Origin of the sequence: Sphingobacterium daejeonense, assembly GCF_901472535.1 — a bacterium.
In the GTDB taxonomy this organism is placed as follows: Bacteria; Bacteroidota; Bacteroidia; order Sphingobacteriales; family Sphingobacteriaceae; genus Sphingobacterium; species Sphingobacterium daejeonense.
The window spans coordinates 3846875-3870377 of sequence record NZ_LR590470.1; the positions used below are offsets into that span (position 1 = coordinate 3846875).

Annotated in this window: 19 protein-coding genes and 6 pseudogenes; 16 read left to right on the top strand and 9 right to left on the bottom strand. The window is 39.0% G+C overall.

The window, feature by feature from the left end; translation table 11 throughout:
* Window positions 1-342 precede the first annotated feature (342 nt).
* From FGL31_RS23885 to FGL31_RS18455, 8 genes and pseudogenes are all read right to left on the bottom strand, one after another.
* Window positions 343-777, bottom strand: coding sequence for a DUF8731 domain-containing protein (locus FGL31_RS23885; RefSeq protein WP_197734320.1), 435 nt, complete (start codon window positions 775-777; stop codon window positions 343-345).
* Window positions 761-1984: a M14 family metallopeptidase gene (locus tag FGL31_RS18430; RefSeq protein ID WP_197734321.1), complete on the bottom strand. Its 1224-nt coding sequence runs from the start codon at window positions 1982-1984 to the stop codon at window positions 761-763. The genes FGL31_RS23885 and FGL31_RS18430 overlap by 17 nt, the downstream gene beginning before the upstream one ends.
* A gap of 160 nt (window positions 1985-2144) precedes the next feature.
* The gene (locus FGL31_RS30585) at window positions 2145-2270 is read right to left on the bottom strand and encodes a hypothetical protein (RefSeq protein WP_512745615.1); all 126 of its coding nucleotides are present in this window, start codon (window positions 2268-2270) and stop codon (window positions 2145-2147) included.
* Window positions 2257-2520, bottom strand: a pseudogene (locus FGL31_RS18435) (DUF8731 domain-containing protein); the annotation flags it as partial. The gene FGL31_RS30585 and the pseudogene FGL31_RS18435, both read right to left, overlap by 14 nt.
* Entirely contained in the window at window positions 2501-2761 is a 261-nt protein-coding gene (locus FGL31_RS18440) for a hypothetical protein (RefSeq protein WP_138093632.1), read from the bottom strand. The gene FGL31_RS18440 and the pseudogene FGL31_RS18435, both read right to left, overlap by 20 nt.
* Complete coding sequence (locus FGL31_RS18445) at window positions 2758-3081, bottom strand: M14 family metallopeptidase (protein ID WP_138093635.1); 324 nt, start codon at window positions 3079-3081, stop codon at window positions 2758-2760. The genes FGL31_RS18440 and FGL31_RS18445 overlap by 4 nt, the downstream gene beginning before the upstream one ends.
* Entirely contained in the window at window positions 3062-3778 is a 717-nt protein-coding gene (locus tag FGL31_RS18450) for a M14 family zinc carboxypeptidase (protein ID WP_138093638.1), read from the bottom strand. Before FGL31_RS18450 ends, FGL31_RS18445 begins: the two co-directional genes overlap by 20 nt.
* A 77-nt stretch (window positions 3779-3855) precedes the next feature.
* Window positions 3856-4983, bottom strand: a complete 1128-nt coding sequence (locus tag FGL31_RS18455) for an alpha/beta hydrolase (RefSeq protein WP_138093641.1) — start codon at window positions 4981-4983, stop codon at window positions 3856-3858.
* A 267-nt stretch (window positions 4984-5250) separates the two neighbouring features.
* Between FGL31_RS18455 and atpD the strand changes: the two are divergent.
* From atpD to FGL31_RS18530, 16 genes and pseudogenes are all read left to right on the top strand, one after another.
* Window positions 5251-6756, top strand: a pseudogene (gene atpD, locus FGL31_RS18460) (F0F1 ATP synthase subunit beta).
* A 115-nt stretch (window positions 6757-6871) separates the two neighbouring features.
* On the top strand, window positions 6872-7120 hold the full coding sequence (gene atpC / locus FGL31_RS18465) for an ATP synthase F1 subunit epsilon (RefSeq protein WP_099370009.1): 249 nt from the start codon (window positions 6872-6874) through the stop codon (window positions 7118-7120).
* A gap of 368 nt (window positions 7121-7488) precedes the next feature.
* Window positions 7489-8232, top strand: a complete 744-nt coding sequence (ilvE, locus tag FGL31_RS18470; RefSeq protein ID WP_232046950.1) for a branched-chain-amino-acid transaminase — start codon at window positions 7489-7491, stop codon at window positions 8230-8232.
* Between the two features lie 130 nt (window positions 8233-8362).
* Window positions 8363-10064, top strand: a pseudogene (gene ilvD / locus FGL31_RS30435) (dihydroxy-acid dehydratase).
* A 193-nt stretch (window positions 10065-10257) separates the two neighbouring features.
* Window positions 10258-12003: pseudogene (gene ilvB / locus FGL31_RS30025) on the top strand (biosynthetic-type acetolactate synthase large subunit).
* 2 nt (window positions 12004-12005) lie between these two features.
* Window positions 12006-12599: pseudogene (gene ilvN / locus FGL31_RS30030) on the top strand (acetolactate synthase small subunit).
* Window positions 12600-12613: 14 nt separating this feature from the next.
* The gene (locus tag FGL31_RS18490) at window positions 12614-13084 is read left to right on the top strand and encodes a DinB family protein (protein WP_138093644.1); all 471 of its coding nucleotides are present in this window, start codon (window positions 12614-12616) and stop codon (window positions 13082-13084) included.
* A gap of 40 nt (window positions 13085-13124) precedes the next feature.
* The gene (gene ilvC / locus FGL31_RS18495; protein ID WP_394366159.1) at window positions 13125-14090 is read left to right on the top strand and encodes a ketol-acid reductoisomerase; all 966 of its coding nucleotides are present in this window, start codon (window positions 13125-13127) and stop codon (window positions 14088-14090) included.
* A gap of 16 nt (window positions 14091-14106) precedes the next feature.
* Window positions 14107-14673 (top strand): NADP-dependent ketol-acid reductoisomerase, encoded by a 567-nt coding sequence (locus FGL31_RS30035; RefSeq protein ID WP_394366160.1) that lies wholly within the window; start codon window positions 14107-14109, stop codon window positions 14671-14673.
* Window positions 14674-14705: 32 nt separating this feature from the next.
* Window positions 14706-16103 (top strand): 3-isopropylmalate dehydratase large subunit, encoded by a 1398-nt coding sequence (gene leuC, locus FGL31_RS18500; RefSeq protein WP_138093647.1) that lies wholly within the window; start codon window positions 14706-14708, stop codon window positions 16101-16103.
* Window positions 16104-16115: 12 nt separating this feature from the next.
* Complete coding sequence (leuD, locus tag FGL31_RS18505; RefSeq protein WP_138093650.1) at window positions 16116-16781, top strand: 3-isopropylmalate dehydratase small subunit; 666 nt, start codon at window positions 16116-16118, stop codon at window positions 16779-16781.
* Window positions 16699-18162, top strand: a complete 1464-nt coding sequence (locus FGL31_RS18510) for an ATP-binding cassette domain-containing protein (RefSeq protein WP_138093654.1) — start codon at window positions 16699-16701, stop codon at window positions 18160-18162. Before leuD ends, FGL31_RS18510 begins: the two co-directional genes overlap by 83 nt.
* Window positions 18163-18165: 3 nt before the next feature.
* Window positions 18166-19241, top strand: a pseudogene (gene leuB / locus FGL31_RS30040) (3-isopropylmalate dehydrogenase).
* A 35-nt stretch (window positions 19242-19276) separates the two neighbouring features.
* Complete coding sequence (locus FGL31_RS18520) at window positions 19277-20437, top strand: 2-isopropylmalate synthase (RefSeq protein WP_138093657.1); 1161 nt, start codon at window positions 19277-19279, stop codon at window positions 20435-20437.
* 57 nt (window positions 20438-20494) lie between these two features.
* Window positions 20495-21748 (top strand): threonine ammonia-lyase IlvA, encoded by a 1254-nt coding sequence (gene ilvA, locus FGL31_RS18525; protein ID WP_138093661.1) that lies wholly within the window; start codon window positions 20495-20497, stop codon window positions 21746-21748.
* A 400-nt stretch (window positions 21749-22148) separates the two neighbouring features.
* Window positions 22149-22670, top strand: coding sequence for a DUF2911 domain-containing protein (locus FGL31_RS18530; RefSeq protein WP_138093664.1), 522 nt, complete (start codon window positions 22149-22151; stop codon window positions 22668-22670).
* A gap of 57 nt (window positions 22671-22727) precedes the next feature.
* Here the strand turns inward: FGL31_RS18530 and FGL31_RS18535 are convergent, their stop codons facing one another.
* Entirely contained in the window at window positions 22728-23186 is a 459-nt protein-coding gene (locus FGL31_RS18535; RefSeq protein WP_138093667.1) for a GNAT family N-acetyltransferase, read from the bottom strand.
* Between the last annotated feature and the right edge of the window lie 317 nt (window positions 23187-23503).

Consider the following 23503-nt stretch of genomic DNA (forward strand, 5'->3'; position numbering starts at 1 on the left):
TGTTCCACTCTCCGTCCTCTTTCGTTCGGACCTCGTTCGGACCTTGTTCGGGTGTTTTCCGAAGAAGCTCCGAACAAGGTCCGAAGGAGGTGCGAACAAGAGACGAACGAGAGTAGAAGGAGAACTAGATGTGAGATGTGAGATGTGGGAAATGAGATATGAGATGTGTGATGGGAGATGTGAGATTTTTGATGTTGGGAGACTGGTTGAGGAAAAGACAGGTTTTATTTTATTAGGGAATTGGTGTTCTATTGATAATGGTAAAATCACTGGAACAAAAAAAGCAGCAATCCTGAGATTACTGCTTTGGTTATTAATCGATTTTTAAATTGTTGCGAATGTTTAGGATTTGTTTTCTGAGTCTTTAAGCGGATATTCGAGATACCCACCTTTAGGGCTGTCGATAATGACTTTTGCTGAATTTGGATTGCCTTTTACAATCCATCTAACTTTTACAGCGCTCATTCCGTCGATGGTTGGGATTTCGATTTGCTGAGGTTTGAACTTCTGTTCTTTGGTTTCATTGAAATCACTGTTCAAGACTTGCATTCCTGTCACTACTTGGGCACCTTCCAAACGGATATGATTTGGTCTTTCAATCTTGAAATTTACATCATGGTCCGAATGCGTAGGGACAATCCTACTGTTCCATACCGTTGCATTCACTTCATATAGGTTACCACCCAAGGATTTGATGTTTGACTCAAGGACTTCAAGTTTAGGCATGTGATAGGCATGATAAATGGTAAAAGCAGCATTTCTATGCGCTTCTTCCATCAATAAGAAGCCAGGGTGATTTCTCCGTATAATTTTTCTTGGCTCCTCCGATTTCAATTTTTCCATATTGCGGATGATCGAATTCTTTCCAAGGCACATAAGCATCACCAAACATCAGCAATCTATCAAATTCATAGTATTCATCGCTCTGTCTTAGGCCGCCTTCGCTTTTTTCATTAAAAAGTTTGTAGGTTGTCATCAACTCATTCGAGAAAGTGAAGATCCCACGTGTAAGTGCCAAGAAGTCGATTTCTCCACCGAATACGGTATAGAGATCTTTGTGTATCACGATATAATCATAGCCTGGCAGCATTTTCTCACCGGTTTTGCCGAGGGCATCATATACTTGTACATCTTTTCTAGAATAGAATTTCTCATCGTCAGCCGCACCTGGTCCGCGCAAGATCATTCCACCATAATTGTGATAAGATTGAGCACCTGCTATGTTGGGATGGGAGTAGATAAAATTCTTGACTGCTTGGGTTTCTGGCAAAGTTCCAGGATAATATAATGCTCCACCTTGTACATAATTTGGCTGCCAATTCCATCCCCAATCGCGGTTAGGGTCATAAGTTCCCGTGATGTCTTCATTTACGAGTCCGTCGCCATCGTTGTCAATTCCTTCGAATCCCAACATTTCATATTCGCCTACTTCTCCGGGTTTGGCCATGATCATACGATTTGGATTATCGGGATCGATTTTGAATCTTCCTGTTTTAGACTTGCGTCGCATCATGACAATTTCGCCGTCACCATCCAAATCATCGTATAAGTCTTCTGCTACCAATCCATCACCATCATTGTCAAATGGTCTTCGACCCGTTCGTGAGGAATGCATGGTATTGGGGTTGTAAATAAAGTATTCTCGAGAATCAGGGTTAATAGTTGGGGCAATATAGAATACTTTGTCTTTCAGCAATTCTTTGATAAAAGGAACATTATTGAAGTTTTCGACCAAGTACCAAGCGGTATACATGGATATTTCAGAACCTTGCAGCTCATTGGCATGTATATTTCCATCGATCCACATGGCTGGTTTTCGGTCCGCTTTTCCTTCCCTGAAATCAGTAACCGTTAATACAAATATATCCCGACCTTCATAACTTTTGCCGATAGATTCATATTTGACAAGATCTGGATAAGCTTTTTGCAGGTCTTTGTAGAACTGTTCCATTTGTTTGAGGTCATGATAGCGGCTCCAATTCATTGGAACTTTAGGATTTGAGGGCGAACCAATGGCTCTCAGTCCTGAAATTTCTTTTCCTGCATCCTCGTTTTTCTTTTGAGCAAAAACTGCCGAAACACTAAGTGCTAAGGCAAGGGATAATATTTATAGGATAATCTCATTTCTTAGCAAATTTTATAGGTTAATATCTAATGTTTTTTTCTCCGGCTGTTGGGCATCCTACGATGAGTTTTATTTTGCCTTTCCCTTTTACTAACCAAGAGAACGTGTTTGATGCACCGGCCTGTAGTGTTGGGTATAGTTGCAACCTCTTGCCACTCAGGAAGGATTGATTTTTTCTGCAATTCCATTATAGACTTCATTTTGGAGACATGTTTTATTTTATCTGCAATTTCTGGATATACAGGCATCGCTCCGGTATTGAAGACTTTCACTTCGATTCTATAGATATCATCGCCAAGGTTAGTTACTTTAGGTGCTGAGAATTCCAAGGACGCCAGCGAGCGGGTCAATTCGACTACAAAATCGGCATGCATTTTACCAGCATTTTCTAGCATGGCAATTGGAGGGTTGTTTTTCAAATCTTTCGACCAATCCACCAACTTCGACTTCTTGATTGGGGAAATCGGGATGATTTACTTTTGCCCAAGGCAGGATTGCGCCTTGAACGCCTTGATTTTTCACCCAATTTACAAATCTATCAGAGTTCTTGTTTCCAGGGTTTTTAGGTGCGGCATCTTTATTTATTGGGTTTTTACTGGAGTCAGATGTTGTTGGGATCCACCATGATGGAGTCACGAAGCTGAATTTTCCGGTATGATAATAACAGTTGGGGAGAAATTTCCTTTTCCTTGCTGCATCTTAGGAGCTTCGCCAAGAGGTTTCACAGCATCATTATAGATTTTACTTACAAATGCGGATACTTGCGCGTCATTGTTGGTCCACGATTTCACAATTCTTTCGGAGGCTTTCCTTTGATCAAATTGTTCAGGCACAGACAGGTTGTTTTGGAGACCAAAATGCAGGACAGCGGCAATTTGTGGGTTATCGAAAATCAGATCGATGATTGCACGAGTTTCCGGTTCAGATGCAGCATAGTCACCTGTTTTCGGATTCAAAGAAAGGGTAATCGAAAGTAAAGTTTTTATCAATATTAACTCCAGACTTGTCATCTTCGGAGAATTTACCGTCTTGATCCAAGTCACGACCTTCGCTATAAAGTTCAAAAGAACCAGATTCGCCTTTATTTCTTTCCGCCAACATCAAGTAATCTGGATTACTTGCATGTTCTTTATAAGGACCTGCTGGAGATTTTATTCTCATTTGAGAGATCACACCATCATTATTTAAGTCGGCTTCAGGATCTTCATCGATTCTTCCATCGCGGTCATTGTCGATTGTTCTGGCGTTTCCAGAAGTCAATGAGGCTGCAGTAGAATTTCTTTTATAGGCATCTACATTTAAAACAGGTATAATCCAGATTGATTTATTTGCTAGGATCTGGTTTAATTGATCTGCAGGTAATGCAAGGATATGTTTTGCAACATTCAAGGAGTTAATAACTCCAGCCGGGTGTTTCCCATCAATTCCTGCTACGATCAACAAAGTTGGTTTCGCAGTTTTATCGTTTTGGATTTTCAGAAGCGGAATATCTTCAGCAGCATAGCTTTTACCGACGGTAGTTTTTTCAACGAGTTTATTAGCAGCTACATCTTGAATTTGTTTCTTCAATGCTTCATAATTGGGGTAGTTCCATTGAGCATTTACAAAAAACGGCATACCGCAGCAGAGCAGCGCAATAATCCAATATTTCATACAATTAGGTGTTAGTTCGGCACTAAACTAACTAATTAGCTGAAAAATAAAAAGGTATTAAGCAGGTAATAAATTTGTTATTTTCTATTTTGCCAATAATCGTAGAATTTTCTGAATGCCTCCTGCCAATATATGGCACCGTGTTTTCCTTCATTTTCAATCACTAACTGTAATTTTCCGTCAAAATGTTCCTCCATCCAGGCAAAGTATTTTTCTAGATCAAGTTTCATATTATTACTTGAATCCATCATTCTGAATCTACGTTCCTTGTCGCCTATATAGAAATAGAATTCTTGTTTTTTACGTTCTTCGGTTTTTTCCTTCAATTTCTTAGTTGCGTATTCATACAGATTTTCTTCATCCATCCATATGGATGGTGAGAATGATGCTAATGTTCCAAAAACGGATGGATATTTTAATCCGGCATATAGGGTTAATAACCCGCCAATAGAACTACCTACCATGGCAGTATTTGCAGGATCAGACAATGTCCGGTAGTTTTTGTCTACAAATGGTTTTAATGTTTTTACGATATCTTCCAAATATGCCCAGCCTTGCGCTTTTTCAGAACCATGTCCTGCAGTGACCAAATATTCCTGTTGACGAAGTTCATAAGTTTTGGCGTGGTCAATAGCAATAACAATTGATGATTTGTCTGCTTCATCGAGTGTTTCATCCACCATCCATTCTACGGGACCTGATTTATCGATGGAGATTGCCTCATCGAATAAATGCTGTCCATCATGCATGTAGATTACTGGAAATTTATCGTCAGTTGATGAATATCCTTTTGGGAGATAAATCATTACTTTCCTATATACATTCAATTCTGGGAAGAAGAAATGATCATCTAATATATTGACCTGTTTTGATGCTGTTGATTTTGGGAATTGGTCACGCCAGGCTTCAATTGTAAGATCAATTTCAGTGTCTTTTTGGATTTTTTCCACAAAGGCTGGTTCTAATTTGCCATCTTTTGTGGAAGACAGGGTATTCCAATCCCCTCTGGTTAGTTTAAGCTCCAGGTCTCCAGACTTTATCTCTCCAAGATCGAATACAATATGTTCTCCTTTTTCAGGGATTTTTCCAACATATACCTGTTCCTCCCAATTATTGAAAGTTCCAGTTAGATATAATGAATCTCCGATAAAGCTTTCGGAATTATTTAGGATATTGACTTTGACTAGATGGGTTGTTTTCGACATAATGAATTCTTCAAAGAAGTGCTTGAATTAGTGGACTTCCCTAAAGATAACAAAAAGTGACAATGAGTTATTATTGTACTTAAAAAGGATAAATTTTGGCATAAAATAGTAACAAAAGAGGCATGCTGAAACATTAAATAAAAAAATTGAAATTAAATATTGATATCCCTTTTGGTTTTAATAAGATAAAACTTATTTTTGCATTCCGAAATAGAGGATGTAAAAGTTCTGTATTTAAATTGATTAATAAATTTTAGTCCCTATAATATGCCCAATATTGGTAAAATAGCGCAGATTATCGGCCCAGTAGTTGACGTCAACTTTGCCGACAATGAAAATCTTCCTAAGATTTATGATGCTTTGTACATTGAGAAAGACAATGGTCAACGCATTATATTAGAGGTTCAACAACACTTAGGTGAGGAACGAGTTCGTACAATTGCAATGGATGCTACCGAAGGTTTGATTCGTGGCATGAAGGTAGTTGACACTGGTGCTCCTATCAAGATGCCTATTGGTGAAGGAATCAAAGGTCGTGTATTCAACGTTGTTGGAGATCCAATTGACGGTATTCAATCTTTGGAGAAAGATAATGGTCGTCCTATTCACAACGTACCTCCAAAGTTTGAAGATTTATCAACAGAGACAGAGGTATTATTCACAGGTATCAAAAGTAATCGATTTATTAGAGCCTTATGCAAAAGGTGGAAAGATTGGATTATTTGGTGGTGCTGGTGTTGGTAAGACGGTATTAATTCAGGAGTTGATCAACAACATTGCAAAAGGTCACGGTGGTTTATCGGTATTTGCAGGTGTTGGCGAGCGTACTCGTGAAGGAAACGACTTACTTCGTGAGATGTTGGAATCAGGCATTATTAAATATGGTGATGCATTCATGGAAGGCATGGAAAAAGGCGAATGGCCTTTGGAAACTGTAGATTTAGAGTTGATGAAAGAGTCTAAATGTACATTTGTTTTCGGTCAGATGAATGAGCCTCCAGGTGCACGTGCTCGTGTTGCATTATCAGGATTAACTATTGCGGAATACTTCCGTGATGGAGATGGTGAAGGCCAAGGACGTGATATCTTATTCTTCATTGATAACATCTTCCGTTTTACCCAAGCGGGTTCTGAGGTTTCCGCGTATTAGGACGTATGCCATCAGCGGTAGGTTACCAACCTACATTAGCAACAGAGATGGGTTTGATGCAAGAGCGTATTACTTCAACTAAGAATGGTTCAATCACTTCAGTACAAGCGGTATACGTACCTGCGGATGACTTGACTGACCCTGCTCCGGCAACAACTTTCGCCCACTTAGATGCAACTACAGTATTGTCACGTAAGATTTCAGAGTTAGGTATTTATCCCTGCGGTGGATCCATTGGATTCAACTTCACGTATCCTTTCTCCTGCAGTTTTAGGTGATGAGCACTACAATACAGCACAACGCGTAAAAGAGATTCTTCAACGTTATAAAGAACTTCAAGATATTATCGCCCATCTTAGGTATGGACGAATTATCTGAAGAAGATAAAATTGACAGTACACCGCGCACGTCGTGTACAACGTTTCTTATCACAACCATTCCACGTAGCGGAGCAATTTACAGGTTTGAAAGGTTGTTTAGTAGACATCAAAGACACTATCAAAGGATTCAACATGATCATCGATGGTGAAGTTGATGAATACCCAGAAGCATCTTTCAACTTAGTAGGTTCTATTGATGACGCTATCGAAAAAGGTAAAAAACTATTAGCAGAAGCAGTTTAATGTCAGATATGAGATATTAGATATGAGATATGAGACTTTTTGCTAATCGCAACAAGTCTCATATTTTAAAACATGATCTCAAATCTCACATCTCACATCCCACATCTCAATTCAAATGAAATTAACAATCATAACTCCAGACAAATTAGCATACGAGGGTGATGTAACAGCTGTTACAGTTCCTGGATCGGCGGGTTCTTTTCAGATTCTGAAGGACCACGCGGCTATTGTGTCTACGCTAGAAGATGGTAAAGTCATTATTAAGAATAATAATGACGAGCAAGTCATTATTATTAAAGGTGGTGTCGTAGAAGTAAAGGACAACAATATCATCGTTTTAGCAGAAGGAATTGCCGAAGAATAGATAGATAAAATAAAAGATAATGTAGCCCTTAAAACTCCAAGTTCTAAGGGCTATTTTTTGCAACTTTTTTTGTTACAAAGGCCATTTCAGGAAGAATTTCGGACTCTTAACGAAAAAATTTAAAAAAGTGAAAATATACCAATTTTAATTTTAGTCTACAGACAACAAAATTAAAAGACCAAAATACAGCCATTTGATAAAATATAATTTTTTGAAAATAGATTAATCAAAATAAAAAACTTTATTAAAAAAATTTTACTGGCTATTGTAAAGAATTTTATTTCGAGCTAACTTAACAAAACAGAAAAAAGGGATTCCCTAGTGGGGATTTTTTTGAGGGAATATTATACAAAATTCATCAGGGCATTATGGAGTATTATAATCAAGACACGCTAATCTATTTGAATGGGGAATTTGTAAAGGCGAACAATGCCGGAGTTGATATGTTCGGTCAGTCTTTGCATTATGGGTATGGCGCTTTCGAAGGACTGCGTGCATATAGTACACATAATGGTACCCGAATCTTTAAAGCAGAGGAGCATTTCGAACGATTGAAAGAATCATGTAAGGCTATCGGCCTTCCTTATCAATGGGACAACCGAGAGTTGATTGAGAAATCTTATGAACTTTTAGAGGCCAACAATTTAAGGGCTGCTTATATCCGTCCTTTGATTTATTCTGGTTCGAATATGCACTTGACTGCTTCCGACAAAGCTAATATTATGATTGCAGCTTGGGAGTGGGGTCCATACTTGGGGCAGAACTTATTAAAGGTTAATATTTCAAGAATTGAGCGACCTAATCCTAAATCCTTTCCTATTGAAGCGAAAGTATCGGGTCAATATATCAATTCTATTTTGGCGACGAGTGACGCCATTCAGAAAGGATATGACGAAGCATTGCTATTAGACCAGGACGGTTTCGTAGCTCAAGCTTCTTCAGAGAATCTATTTATTGAAAAGGATTTCAAGATCTACACTCCTCCATTGGGCAATATATTCCCAGGGATTACAAGAAATACGGTCATCGATATCTGTAAGGATTTGAATTTTGACATTATCGAGAAGAGAATTAACATTAAAGATATTTATGAGGCAGACAGTGCATTTTAAGTGGTACTGCTGCAGGAATAATAGGAATTAAACAAGTAGACGATGTTGTATTTGCCGAAGAATGGGAAGACAGCATCGGCGCATCTATCCAACGAAAATATAAAAACTTAGTATTAGAGGCAAGAGAATTATGAAGTCATCATCTGATAACCAAAAGGGAATCAACAAGTACAGCCGCATCTTTACACAAGATGAGACCACAACCAGCGGCGAAAGCCATGTTATATGGTATCGTCTGACTGATGCAGATATGGAAAAGGCGCAAGTGGGAATTGCGAGTATGGGCTACGACGGTAACACGTGTAACATGCACCTTAATGACTTGGCACAAGTGGTCAAGAAAGGTATTTGGAACAATGGGCTGGTCGGATTAACTTTTGGGACTATTGGTGTGAGTGATGGGATGAGCAACGGAACTGACGGAATGCGTTATTCTTTGGTTTCTCGTGATGTTATTGCTGACAGTATCGAAACGATCTGCGGTGGTCAATATTATGATGGTGTTGTGCTATTCCGGGATGTGACAAAAATATGCAGGAGCGATTATGGCGATGGGAAGATTGAATAGACCATCTATTATGGTTTATGGTGGAACTATTGCTCCAGGACATTATAAAGGTGAAGAATTGAATATTGTTTCTGCATTTGAAGCATTGGGCAAGAAGATAGCAGGAACAATCTCCGATGAGGACTATGATGGTGTCATCCGTCATACATGTCCAGGGGCTGGTGCGTGTGGTGGTATGTATACTGCAAACACAATGGCTTCCGCGATTGAAGCTATGGGTATGAGTTTACCTTATTCATCATCAAATCCTGCGGTATCAGAGGAGAAAAAACAAGAATGTCTGGATGTGGGCAAATACATGCGCATTATCCTTGAGAAAGACATTAAGCCGTCTGATGTGATGACACGTAAAGCATTTGAGAATGCCATGCGTGTGATTGTCATCCTTGGAGGTTCTACCAATGCTGTGTTGCATTTTATTGCCATGGGAAAATCTGTTGATGTTGACATTACACCTGATGATTTCCAACGCATGTCTGATGAGACTCCTGTTTTGGCTGACTTTAAGCCATCCTGGTAAATTCTTGATGCAAGACCTACACCAAGTATGGTGGAATCCCCTGCAGTAATGGAAATATTTATTGGATGAAGGCTTGTTGCATGGAGATTGTTTAACAGTAACTGGAAAAACTGTTGCTGAAAACTTGGAGAACGTTAAATCGATCATTGAGTACAATCAACCTATCATCCACAAGTTGGATGATCCTATCAAAGCTACGGGTCACCTACAGATTCTATATGGTAATCTTGCTGAGCAAGGTTCAGGTTGCTAAGATTCAGGTAAAGAAGGTGAAAAATTCACTGGTCCAGCTAGGGTTTTCGATGGTGGAGCATGATTTGGTAAAAGGACTAGAAACCGGCAGAATCAAGAAAGGTGATGTGTTGTGATCAAGAACGAAGGTCCTAAGGGAGCTCCGGGGATGCCTGAGATGTTGAAACCTACTTCATTGATTATTGGTGCTGGCTTAGGAAGCTCGGTAGCCCTAATCACGGATGGTCGTTTTTCAGGGGAACGCATGGCTTCGTCGTAGGACATATTACTCCAGAAGCTTACGAAGGAGGATTGATCGGATTGGTACAGGATGATGATATCATCGAGATTGACGCTGTCAACAACAGTATCAACCTGAAAGTATCCGACGAAGAAATCGCTAACCGCAAAGCGGCTTGGCAACAACCAGCCTTAAAGGTAAAAAAAGGAGTTCTATACAAGTACGCAAAATCTGTTGCCAACGCATCACAGGGTTGTGTGACGGATTTGTAAAATTGATTTTGAGATGTGAGATATGAGATGTGAGATATTACAAGGATGGATCACGTTAATTTCATACATCTAATTATAAAATTTAATAACACTAATTGATATTAGAAAAATGATATCCTGAAATTTTGGAAAGTTTTAATTTCTCAAATCTCATATCCCCACATCTAATATCCAATCAACTAAATACTTCAAAATGAGTACACTTGAAAAAACGGAAACAAAGGAAGCCACAAAGAAAGCGGCGGGAACGCAGATTAGCGGGTCACAAGCTGTTATGGGAGGCCTTAATCCACGAGGGGGTGGATACCGTATTCGGGTATCCAGGGGGTGCTATTATGCCGATCTATGATGCATTGTATGATTACACTGATCAATTGAAGCATATTTTGGTACGTCACGAACAGGGTGGAATTCATGCTGCGCAAGGATATGCACGTACCTCAGGGCGTGTAGGTGTAGCTTTTGCAACCAGTGGTCCTGGAGCAACTAACCTGGTCACAGGTTTGGCGGACGCAATGATCGACAGTAATCCTATTGTGTGTATCACAGGACAGGTCTTTGCATCACTGCTCGGAACCGATGCTTTTCAAGAAACTGACGTCATTAATATTACTACGCCGGGTTACCAAATGGAACTACCAAGTTACAGATGCAAATGAGATCCCTAGTGTATTGGCTAAGGCATTTTATATTGCAAAAACAGGAAGACCAGGACCGGTATTGATTGATATCACTAAAAATGCCCAGCTTCAATTATTCGATTATTTAGGATATGAGTCTTGTAACCATGTACGTAGTTACCGACCTGCCCCTATCGTTCGCAAGGAATATGTTGAGGAAGCTGCAAAAGCAATAAACGAGGCCAAAAAACCATTCGTTCTATTTGGGCAGGGTGTTATTTTGGGTAAAGCAGAACAAGAATTCAAAGAATTTATTGAAAAGGCTGGTATACCTTCAGCAGCAACCGTAATGGGTTTGAGCGCATTGCCTACAGATCATCCATTGCATGTGGGTATGTTGGGGATGCATGGAAATTAATGCTCCAAACGTCATGACCAATGAGTGTGATGTTTTAATAGCAATAGGGATGCGTTTTGATGACCGTGTTACTGGTCGTTTGGATAAGTATGCGAAACAAGCGAAAGTAATCCATTTGGATATTGACCCTGCAGAGATTGATAAGAATGTGAAAGCACATGTTCCTGTTTGGGGTGACTGTAAAGAAACTCTTCCGTTATTGACAGAATTGATAAACAAAGGAGATCATGCAGAATGGTTGAATCAGTTTAGAGAATTGGAAAAAGAAGAGATCAAAGAAGTCATTCATGATGAACTGAACCCTACCTCAGATATTTTGACGATGGGTGAAGTAATCAGGGTTTTAAATGAGTTATCTGGTGGAGATGCAGTTATTGTAACCGACGTTGGTCAACATCAAATGGTTGCCTGTCGATATGCTAAATATAATACATCCAAATCAAGTGTGACATCTGGAGGTTTAGGTACGATGGGATTCGGGTTGCCAGCGGCAATTGGCGCTTGGTATGGTGCTCCTGAGCGTGATGTTGTAGCGATTATTGGTGATGGAGGAATTCAAATGACGATCCAAGAGTTGGGAACCATTATGCAATTTGGCGCAAAGGTTAAAATTTTGATCTTAAACAACGAGTTCTTGGGAATGGTACGTCAATGGCAGCAGTTGTTCCATGATAAGAGATATTCCTTTGTGAATATCACCAGTCCAGATTTCGTTGCGGTAGCCAAAGGGTATTATATCGATGGAAATAAAATTTGTGAGCGTAAGGATCTTAAGGATGCCTTAAAGACCATGTTGGATCATGATGGTTCTTACCTATTAGAAGTAATGGTAGGTAAAGAAAACAATGTATTCCCTATGGTAGCGCAAGGTACGAGTGTGTCAGAAATTAGATTGAAGTAATCATGGAAAAACAAGAATATACCATAACCATCTATACGGAAAACTCTATCGGGATGATAGGTCGTATATCTGGGATATTTTCAAGACGTAAAATAAATATCGAGAGTTTGAATACTTCACCTTCTGAGGTTGATGGGATCCATCGTTTTACGATCTTAATTACAGAGTCGGAAGAAGTAGTACGCAAATTATGCCGTCAAATTGAGAAGCCAAGTTGAGGGTTTTTGAAGGCGTATTTCAACACGAATGATGAATTGATTTGGCAAGAGCAAGCTTTATATAAAGTCCCTGCGGAAGCAATTGCTGAGAAAGTATTGGTTGAGCGTTTATTGCGTCAATATGGAGCAAATGTCGTTGTTATCCGTAATGATTATATCGTATTTGAAACTGCGGGTCACCGTGAGGAAATCGACAGATTGACAGAGGAACTTGGAAAATACAGTTTGATTGAATTTGTAAGAGGAGCTCGTATTGCTATCATAAAAGACAGCGCGGGATTCCATACCAAACTTAAGCAATTTGAGATCAACGAACCAGGAACTGATATCGTTGAGAACGAATATCTGGATCAAAGGGACGACGTCTTCACGATGTAATTATAATATTAAAAATGGATAAAGTATTTAAATTCATTATCGATGGCCGTAAGGCGTTCATTCGTTTGATTGATGAACTTACATTAGATCAACTGAATGAGATTCCCGAAGGGTTCAACAACAACATCATTTGGAACTTCGGTCACATCGTGGTGAGTACACAAACCCTGAGCTATACCCGAACTGGTATTCGCGAAGGAGTAAATTGGGTGAAATATGTAGATGCCTATGCAAAAGGCACAAAGCCCACATATTATGTTAGCCAAGAAGAAGTGGATAACTTAAAGGAGATTGCATTGCGTTCAATTGCCGCAATTGAGGCAGATTATAACGCAGGGGTTTTCAAGCATGTCACCGCATACGAAACGGCAACCTACGGCGCAAGCTTAAATAGTATTGAGGATGTATTGATCACTTCGGTTGGTCATGACAACCTTCATTATGGCTATGCTACGGCACAAAAAAGAATAATCAACAACAAATAGTAAGAAACCTTAATCGAAAAAGTATTTAATCAATATTACAATGGCAAATTATTTCAACACATTACCACTTAGAGAGCAATTGGATCAGTTAGGAGTTGCGGAATTCATGGACCATGCAGAGTTCAATGAAGGAGTTGAGGCTTTAAAGGGTAAAAAAATCGTAATCGTAGGTTGTGGAGCTCAAGGCTTGAACCAAGGTTTAAACTTGAGAGATAGCGGACTTGACGTATCTTATGCATTACGTAAAGAAGCTATTGAACAAAAAAGAGATTCATGGAAAAATGCAACAGATAACAATTTCAAAGTTGGAACTTACGAAGAATTGATTCCAACGGCTGATCTAGTTATCAACTTGACACCAGATAAACAACATACATCAGTAATCAATGCGGTGATGCCATTGATGAAACAAGGTGCTACCCTATCCTACTCACACGGGTTCAACATTGTTGAGGAAGGGATGCAAATCCGTCCTGACCTTACTGTCATCATGGTAGCTCCAAAATGTCCAGGTTCTGAGGTTCGCGCTGAGTACTTAAGAGGTTTTGGTGTACCTACGCTAATTGCGGTACATCCAGAGAACGACCCTCAAGGCAAGGGATGGGCAGAAGCAAAAGCTTACTGTGCAGGAACAGGTGGTGACCGTGCCGGAGTATTGAAATCATCCATTTGTGCAGAAGTAAAATCTGACTTGATGGGTGAGCAAACAATCCTATGTGGTTTGTTACAAACGGGTTCTATTCTTTCATTTGATAAAATGGTAGAAAAAGGAATCGATGCAGGCTACGCTTCAAAATTAGTTCAATATGGAGTAGAAGTAATTACAGAAGCATTGAAACACGGTGGTGTTAGCGGCATGATGGACCGTTTGAGCAATCCTGCTAAAATCAAAGCATTTGAATTGTCAGAAGAATTGAAGGACATTATGCGTCCATTGTTTCAAAAGCACCAAGATGATATCATGTCTGGTGAGTTCAGTAAAACAATGATGGAAGACTGGGGCTAACGGCGATGCCAATCTATTGAAATGGAGAGCAGAAACCGGAGAGACAGCATTTGAGAAAACTCCTGCTGGGGATGTTAAAATCTCGGAGCAAGAATATTTTGACAACTATTTATTGATGGTTGCTTTTGTAAGAGCTGGTGTAGAATTAGCATTTGAAACTATGGTTGAGGCAGGTATTAAGCCAGAATCAGCTTATTATGAATCATTGCACGAAACACCATTGATTGCAAATACGATTGCACGCAAGAAATTATTCGAAATGAACCGTGTAATTTCTGATACTGCAGAATACGGATGTTATTTATTTGACCAAGCATGTAAGCCATTATTGGCGGACTTCATGAAGAAAATCGACACTGATGTTGTTGGTAAAAACTATAATGAAGGAAAAGATGGTTCGGTTGACAACATCAAATTAGTACAGGTTAACGAAATTTTAAGAAATCATGAGGTAGAAATCGTTGGTAGAAAACTACGTAAAGCGATGACTGCCAATGAAAGCTATTCAAACTGTTTAATTTTTCGTAAATTAGATAGCTTTAAAGGGGGTAAAATTGTCAAATTCATATTTTACCCCATTTAAAATTTCAAACCAATAAGAGATAAAAGAGTAAAATGGGAAAAACATTAGTAGAAAAAATTTGGGATGCTCATGTCGTCAAGCGCCAAGAGGGTTTTCCTGATATCTTGTATATCGATACCCACTTGATCCACGAAGTAACGTCTCCACAGGCGTTCGATGGATTACGCAAAAGAGGATTGCCTGTATTCCGTCCAAATCAAACAGTTGCAACTGCAGACCACAATGTCCCAACATTAGATCAGCACTTGCCAATCAAAGAAGAACTTTCTCGCTACCAAGTAGACATGCTGACCAAAAACTGTAAGGAATTTGGCATCGAGCTATATGGTTTGGGTCATCCATACCAAGGTATTGTCCATGTGATAGGTCCAGAATTGGGTATTACCCTTCCTGGCAAGACGATGGTATGTGGGGATAGCCACACTTCTACGCATGGTGCATTTGGTGCTATTGCATTTGGTATCGGTACATCACAGGTAGAGCAGGTATTTGCTACACAATGTTTGTTGCAGCAAAAACCTAAGACCATGAAAATAGAGGTGAATGGAGAATTGGGTAAAGGAGTTGGCGCGAAAGATATCATTCTATATATCATTTCTAAAATTTCTGCTGCTGGAGGTACTGGTTATTTCGTTGAATATGCGGGAGAGGCTATCCGTTCATTGAGTATGGAAGGTAGAATGACCATCTGTAACATGAGTATTGAGATGGGTGCACGCGGTGGACTGATTGCTCCGGATCAAACGACATACGATTATATCAATGGTAGAGAGTTTGCTCCTAAGGGTGAAGAATGGGACAAAGCGTTGGCTTATTGGAAAACATTATACTCAGATGAAGATGCTCAGTTTGATGAGGTATTGACCTTTGATGCTGCAGATATTCAACCGATGATCACTTATGGTACCAATCCTGGAATGGGTATTGGTATTACCGAAGCAATTCCTACTACGGGTTCACAACCTGAAAACGAGCGTCCATCGTATCAAAAAGCATTAAATTATATGGGTTTTGATGATGGCGAGCAAGTTATCGGCAAGCCGGTAGACTATGTATTCATCGGAAGCTGTACGAACTCTCGTATTGAAGATTTACGTCAGGTTGCTGCCTTTGTACAGGGTAAGCACAAAGCTGACAATGTTGAGGTATGGATTGTTCCGGGTTCAAAACAAGTGGAGGCGCAAGCGAAGCTTGAAGGAATAGACAAGATTTTTGAAGAGGCTGGATTTGTATTACGCGAGCCAGGCTGTTCAGCTTGTTTAGGGATGAATGAGGACAAAATTCCTGCTGGAAAATACTGTGTTTCTACTTCGAACAGAAACTTTGAAGGTAGACAAGGACCAAACGCTCGCACGATGCTGGTAAGCCCACTTACCGCAGCGGCTGCAGCTGTTACTGGTAAAATTGTTGACGTTAGAGAATTGGTGTAAAGAATTAGAATCATGAAAAAATTTGAAAAATTATCCTCTCGTGTAGTTCCACTACCGATAGAAAATATTGATACAGACCAAATCATTCCTGCTCGTTTCTTAAAAGCAACGACCCGTGAGGGATTTGGGAATAATTTGTTCCGTGACTGGAGGTTTGACAGCCAAGACCAGCCCAAGGCTGATTTTGTAATGAACAATCCTACTTATCAAGGAAAAATCCTAGTTGCAGGTAAAAACTTTGGCTGTGGTTCATCACGTGAACACGCTGCTTGGGCTATCCAAGATTATGGATTTGATGTCGTTGTGAGCTCCTTTTTTGCAGATATCTTTAAAGGTAATGCATTGAATAATGGCGTATTACCGATTACAGTTCCTGAACAATTTTTGGAGAAGATCTTTGAAAAAGTATTTGCCAACCCTGATACAGAGATTTTGGTTGATCTAGAGGCTCAAACGATTACAATTGCCGAAACAGGGGACCAATTTACATTTGAAATCAATCCTTACAAAAAATCATGCTTGATCAATGGTTATGATGATATTGACTATATCTTAAGCCAAAAGCAGATATCGAATCTTTCGAACAACACAGATAATGGCGACAAGAGTCCAAATTTCAGATTTAACGATCTCATACGGTGCAACCACAGTTTTGAGCAATCTGACATGGACTGTTGAACCACATCAAAATTACGTATTGGGAGGAAAGAGTGGTTCAGGGAAAACGACTCTTGCAAAAGCCATAGCAGGTCTTGTTACAGGCAGTGGAGATGTAAAGGTTGATTTTGATAAAAGCAGCTCCCTCCTACCTCAAGTAATTTATGTGTCTAATTGGTATCAATTTACCAATTTGGAAGGAGATAGAAATTTCTATTATCAACAGCGTTATAATAGACATCAGGGCAATGATACCTTAACGGTAAAGGCTGAATTCCTTCATTTTGCAAAGAAAGAAAATTTAAATCTGGAGGATATTCAAGATAAGATTGTTGCCATGGGCTTCGGTCACACCATGGATTCTCAATTGATTGAGCTTTCTAGTGGTGAGCATAAGAAGCTTCAGCTTATCAAATCCCTTTGGTTAAAACCACAGCTTTTGATAATTGATGAGCCTTATACGGGTCTGGACAAACAATCACGTGCAGAGTTGAACATATGGCTGGATGAGTTGGTGTGTGAAGGTGTTCAATTGATCATCATTTCAAATGACAAACAGTTACCTAATTCTATCAATAGCTATGCACATGTTGTGGATGGTCAATTAGAAATTGTGTCTTCATTTGATGAGATTCTGCAGGATGAGCGAAGAGTTCGGAAGACTTTACCTTCATTTTTGCAACAGGCTCCCAACATTAATTTTGAAAACATTGCAGATTTAAAGCACATTATCATCCGCTATGGTGACAAAGTTGTCTTAAAGGATGTAAGCTGGAGGGTTGATGTTGGTGAAAAGTGGTTATTGCAGGGTCCGAATGGCTCTGGGAAATCGACTCTATTGAGCTTAATCAATGGCGATCATCCTCAGTCCTATGGCTTGGATATATCCTTATTCGGAAAAAAGAGGGGCTCTGGTGAAAGTATCTGGGACATCAAACAAAAAATCGGCATGATATCGCCGGAGATGCATTGGTACTTTGATCAAAACGCTACGGTCTGGCATACTCTTGCTTCGGGGTTTTACGACAGTATTGGTTGGTTTATTGATGTAAAATTCCATGAGAAGAAACAGATTGAAGAGTTAATGTCGTTTTTTGATTTGACTGAACATAAAGACCAGTTATTGCATACATTGCCATTGGGCAAACAACGTTTGGCCATGTTGGCGAGGAGCATTATCAAAAACCCACCTTTGTTGGTATTGGATGAGCCTTGTCAGGGATTGGACACACAGCAAGCTAAATATTTCAATGATGTTGTCGATGAGTTATGCGAACACGGCAAGACTTTGATTTATGTTGGTCATTATGAAAGTCAGCTCCCAAGCTGTATTGAAAAAAGAATAGTATTAGAAAAAGGCGAAGTTGTCGCCTTGGAAAATAAAGTTGAAAACGTTTTATAAAACATGAAGAAAAACATTCTTATTATTCCTGGAGATGGTATCGGACAAGAAGTTACCACTTGGGGAAAAGAAGTTCTAAATAAAATTGCCGAGAAATATCATCATGAATTTATTTTTGATGAGGCAATCATGGGTCATACTGCCATTGAAGCAACAGGTAACCCCCTACCCGACGAAACGTTGGAGAAAGCAAAGGCTTCTGATGCGATATTATTTGGAGCGATAGGCCATGCTAAATATGACAATGATCCTTCTGCAAAGGTTCGTCCTGAACAAGGGTTATTAAAAATCCGCAAGGAATTAGGCTTATATGCTAATCTTCGTCCTATTCTGTTGTTTGATGAACTTTTGGATGCATCTAGTTTAAAGCCTGAAGTTCTACGTGGAACAGACATTTTATTCTTCAGAGAATTGACAGGCGATGTTTACTTTGGTGAGAAAAAACGTAATGAAGACAACACATTTGCTTCAGATTTGATGAACTACAACCGTTACGAGGTTGATCGTATTGCTCGTAAGGCATTTGATGCAGCAAGGACGAGGAACAAAAAACTTTGTTCTGTTGATAAAGCAAATGTATTGGGAGACATCAAGGTTGTGGAGAGAAGTAGTTCAGGAAATTGCCAAAGAATACCCTGATGTGGAGACCGAGCATATGTTCATCGACAATGCAGCGATGCAATTGGTTAAGAACCCTAAGAAATTTGATGTGGTATTGACAGCGAATCTTTTTGGAGATATCTTAACAGATGAAGCTTCGCAGATCGCGGGATCAATGGGTATGCTAGCATCTGCCTCGGTTGGTGATGGTACAGGTTTCTTTGAGCCTATCCATGGTTCAGCACATGATATCGCTGGTCAAAACAAAGCTAATCCTTTGGCTTCTATTTTGTCAGCGGCTTTGATGTTAGATATTGCTTTCGGACTACAGGAAGAAGCAAAAGAGGTTACTCAGGCAGTTGCAGACACCCTGAAAGCAGGTTGGAGAACAGGTGATATTGCCAATGCGGAAACTCCTGCAGACAAAATATTAGGCCACCAAAGAAATGGGCGCTAAGGTATTAGAGTTTTTAAAGTAGAAATTAATCAAGGTTTAAACATAAATTGAGACAATATGTTACACGATCCTAATCACTTATACATATTCGATACAACATTACGTGACGGTGAGCAAGTGCCAGGTTGTCAATTGACAACTCCAGAGAAAATCGAAATTGCTAAAGATTTGGAACGCTTAGGGGTAGATATTATTGAAGCAGGATTTCCTGTATCTAGTCCTGGAGATTTCCAATCTGTAGTTGAGTTATCCAAAGCTGTAAATGATGTGATCATCTGTGCACTGACCCGTGCTAACATGAATGATATCGATGTTGCTGCAGATGCATTAAAATATGCTAAGAGACCCCGTATCCATACTGGAATTGGTTCTTCGGATATGCATATCAAATATAAATTCAACAGTACACGTGAAGAAATTCTTGAGCGTGCAGTTGCTGCTGTAAAACATGCTAAGAAATACGTTGAAGATGTTGAGTTTTACGCTGAAGATGCTGGTCGTGCTGACCTAGCTTTCTTAGCACAGATGATTGAAGCAGTTATTGATGCTGGTGCTACGGTAGTCAATATTCCAGACACCAATGGATATTGTTTACCCGACCAATATGGTGCTAAAATCAAATATCTGAAAGAGAATGTCAGCAATATTGACCAAGCTATTATTTCGGCCCATTGCCACAATGATTTAGGTTTGGCAACAGCAAACTCTATTGCTGCAGTTCAAAATGGTGCTCGCCAAGTTGAATGTACGATCAATGGAATTGGTGAACGTGCTGGAAACACTTCTTTGGAAGAGGTAGCTATGATTTTAAAAGTTCACAATCAAGCTTTTGGAGGTTTATCATCGAACATCGACAGTAAAATGTTCACTTATCTTTCGAGAAAAGTAAGCGAGATGATGAATATGCCGGTCCAACCAAATAAAGCAATCGTAGGACGCAATGCTTTTGCACATAGTTCTGGTATCCATCAAGACGGTTTCTTGAAACACCGCGAAAACTATGAGATCATTCGTCCTGAGGATGTTGGATTAGCTGAAGCAGATATTATTTTGACTGCTCGTTCAGGACGTCATGCTTTGAAACATCACTTAGAACGTTTGGGCTATAACCTAGACAAAGATAAATTAGCAGATTGCTATCAAAGATTTTTAGTTATGGCAGATGCCAAGAAAGAAATTGTAGATGCGGATCTGTTGATATTGGTACAAGAAAACTAAGATAAAGGCTGGTTTTCCAGCCTTTTTTAAATCACCTAAACACCGAATGGAAAAAGAATGAGTTTGGACCTATCAACGATAACCATAGACTCTGTTGCTGCAAAAGAGCGCATCAAGGATGTGGTTACTCGTACACCATTACAATATAATTTACATCTCTCGGAGAAATACGGAGCAGATGTTTACTTAAAAAGAGAAGATCTGCAAGTTGTAAGATCTTATAAACTACGTGGAGCATTCAACAAAATATTGAGCTTGTCTGAGGAAGAGAGATCAAAAGGGGTTGTATGTGCGAGCGCAGGGAATCACGCGCAAGGTGTTGCTCTATCTTGTAAAAAACTTAACATCCAGGGTGTAATCTTTATGCCTGGTCCAACTCCAAGGCAGAAAATTACCCAAACTGAGATGTGGGGGAATGGCAATATTGAAATCATCTTAGTTGGTGATACATTTGATGATTGTCAGAAAGGGGCTTTGGAATATGCTAAAGATCATGGTATGACCTTCATTCCACCATTTGACGACCTCAAGGTTATTGAAGGGCAAGGCACAGTTGCGGTTGAGATCTTGGAAGACCTTCCTGATGTTGATGCAGTCTTTATCCCTATTGGTGGTGGTGGTTTATCTTCTGGGCTTAGTTACCATATGAAGAAGCACGCACCTCATGTTAAGTGTTATGGAGTTGAACCAGAGGGAGCTCCTTCGATGCAAGCGGCATTACAGAATGGTGGTCCTATCGAACTTGAGCATATCAACAAGTTTGTAGATGGTGCAGCTGTCAAAAAGATCGGTGCTTTGACCTATGATATCAGTTCTCAATTATTAGATAGCGTAAAGTCAATTCCCGAGGGGAAAATCTGTACGACGATTTTAGAGTTGTACAATAAGGATGCTATAGTTGCTGAGCCTGCTGGGGCATTGTCAATTGCTGCTTTGGATTTTCACAAGGATGAGATCAAAGGTAAAAAAGTAGTTTGCGTTGTGTCTGGAGGAAACAACGATATTGATCGCATGAGTGAAATCAAGGAACTATCATTATTGTATGAAGGGTTTAAACATTATTTCATTGTTCGATTTCCACAACGACCGGGAGCATTGAAGCTTTTGGTAACCGAAGTATTAGGTCCCAAGGATGATATCACCAGGTTTGAATACATCAAAAAGACTGAGCGCGAAAGAGGTCCAGCATTAATTGGTATTGAATTAAACGATCCAAATGACTATATTACATTTATAGAAAGATTAAAGTCTTACAAATTTGATTTCATCGAAGTGAATAAAGACCAGACTTTATTTGAGTATTTAGTATAAAAACGCAACTAACCCTCCAAAATAAAGTAGATGCAACGGCCATTAAATCATATGGTCGTTGCTTTTTTATTTTAACGGATATTAACTCTTTTTTGACCTTTTTGTTACAAAACAAATAAAAAAGGACAGTTATCTTAAAGGTAGATGTTTCCCGCCATCTGCTTCAATAACTGTCCTAAATTTTTAAACTAAATAACTTTGCCTTTCTTTTAAAAAGATCTTATGGTCTAAATTAATTGTTTGTTGTGTTAAGAAGTGTAAATAAATGATAATGTTCTCTTAAAATTATGTTCATTTCAGTTAGATACTTTTCAAGTATGGAACAATTAAAAATAAAAAACACAACAATTTTCATTATTTTCAGTTTATTAATAAGTTATAAACCAAAATTTTAGACACTATGAAAGCAACTACAATTCTATTGGCCTTGACCATGATATTGACTTTTTCATTTGCTCAAGCGCAAGAACAGAAACAGAAGGCTAGTCCAGCGGACAGTTCAAAGGTTACTACTGATGATGGAGTGACCATTGATATTCACTACAGCAGCCCTTCTCTTAAAGGGAGACAACTGGGTGTTGATTTAGCAGAGGTAGGGAAAGTTTGGAGAACAGGAGCTAATGAGGCTACTACAGTAGAGTTTGATAAAAACGTTACGGTGAATGGACAAAAACTTCCAGCAGGAAAATATAGTCTATATTCCATTCCTGGTGAAAACCAAACAACCATGATTTTCAACAAGACTTGGAAACAATGGGGAACCAAGTATGATGAAAAAGAAGATGCCTTAAGGGTGGTTGTTGACAATGAACAAAATTCAGACAATGTCGAGCGAATGAAAATCACTGCCGATAAGAATGGTAAAATCCATTTAGTATGGGGTAACTACGGTTTGGCTATGGATGTGAAAGCGGATAAGTAAGAATCCGTAAACATAAGAGATTAGAAATGGGTGACCGTGTTTTACGGCACCCATTTTTTATATCTCGAATCTCATTTCCAATAAGTTTGGTTTAAACCCAGCTTTCAAATATGCTTTTTTAGCAATTTCGTTTTCGTCGTATACATCCAATTTAACTTCTGTCAATCCTTTTTCTTTGGACCACTCAATCAGATTGTTTAAAATCTTTTGATTGATTCCATGCCCTCGGAATGTTGGTTTGACGTACATAAATCGCAAATACGCATATTCTTCAAATTTCTGATATGGTTTTGCTTTTAGGATTTTGGCATAACCTGAGCCTACAATTTCATCATTAATAACTGCCAGCAATACCTCTGCTTTATCTGATCTAATCAGTTCAGTTAAGTCATAATAGTGAATTTCTCCTTCCTTTAGGGAATTATCAAATGGTCTTTCAGCATCAACGATGCCTTGTTCGAATTCGAGAAGGATATTAATTTCAGATTCTAGCGCTTTCCTGATTTGCAGTTCCATATGATTTATTTATAATTTTCGATTTTAAAAACGGTGGTTTTATGGGTTGATTCTGATTGTGTTCTTAACAATTGTTGATAAAGTTGCATCATTTTTTGTTCAAAGAACAGATTAAAATTTTATTTATCAATACGTTAAAAACTATATAACGTTTTTGGTTAAGAATAACAAAAAAAAGCGGTTAATTTGACAATAAAAACAGGATCGAATTACGTGTAAAAATTTACTATTAAAAGCAATAGTCAAAGTTATCAACATAGTTACAAACCTGTAAAACAACGCTTTACCAAATATCGAATAGTGCCACGGGTGTTTTA

Bases quoted from the DNA above. Each gene is read 5' to 3' on its own strand.
- FGL31_RS23885 (WP_197734320.1), bottom strand. From the start codon at position 777: ATGGAAGAAGCGCATAGAAATGCTGCTTTTACCATTTATCATGCCTAT.
- FGL31_RS18430 (WP_197734321.1), bottom strand. From the start codon at position 1,984: ATGAATTGGAGCCGCTATCATGACCTCAAACAAATGGAACAGTTCTAC.
- FGL31_RS18450 (WP_138093638.1), bottom strand. From the start codon at position 3,778: ATGAAATATTGGATTATTGCGCTGCTCTGCTGCGGTATGCCGTTTTTT.
- FGL31_RS18455 (WP_138093641.1), bottom strand. From the start codon at position 4,983: ATGTCGAAAACAACCCATCTAGTCAAAGTCAATATCCTAAATAATTCC.
- atpC (WP_099370009.1), top strand. From the start codon at position 6,872: ATGAAATTAACAATCATAACTCCAGACAAATTAGCATACGAGGGTGAT.
- ilvE (WP_232046950.1), top strand. From the start codon at position 7,489: ATGGAGTATTATAATCAAGACACGCTAATCTATTTGAATGGGGAATTT.
- FGL31_RS18490 (WP_138093644.1), top strand. From the start codon at position 12,614: ATGGATAAAGTATTTAAATTCATTATCGATGGCCGTAAGGCGTTCATT.
- ilvC (WP_394366159.1), top strand. From the start codon at position 13,125: ATGGCAAATTATTTCAACACATTACCACTTAGAGAGCAATTGGATCAG.
- leuC (WP_138093647.1), top strand. From the start codon at position 14,706: ATGGGAAAAACATTAGTAGAAAAAATTTGGGATGCTCATGTCGTCAAG.
- leuD (WP_138093650.1), top strand. From the start codon at position 16,116: ATGAAAAAATTTGAAAAATTATCCTCTCGTGTAGTTCCACTACCGATA.
- FGL31_RS18510 (WP_138093654.1), top strand. From the start codon at position 16,699: ATGGCGACAAGAGTCCAAATTTCAGATTTAACGATCTCATACGGTGCA.
- FGL31_RS18520 (WP_138093657.1), top strand. From the start codon at position 19,277: ATGTTACACGATCCTAATCACTTATACATATTCGATACAACATTACGT.
- ilvA (WP_138093661.1), top strand. From the start codon at position 20,495: ATGAGTTTGGACCTATCAACGATAACCATAGACTCTGTTGCTGCAAAA.
- FGL31_RS18530 (WP_138093664.1), top strand. From the start codon at position 22,149: ATGAAAGCAACTACAATTCTATTGGCCTTGACCATGATATTGACTTTT.
- FGL31_RS18535 (WP_138093667.1), bottom strand. From the start codon at position 23,186: ATGGAACTGCAAATCAGGAAAGCGCTAGAATCTGAAATTAATATCCTT.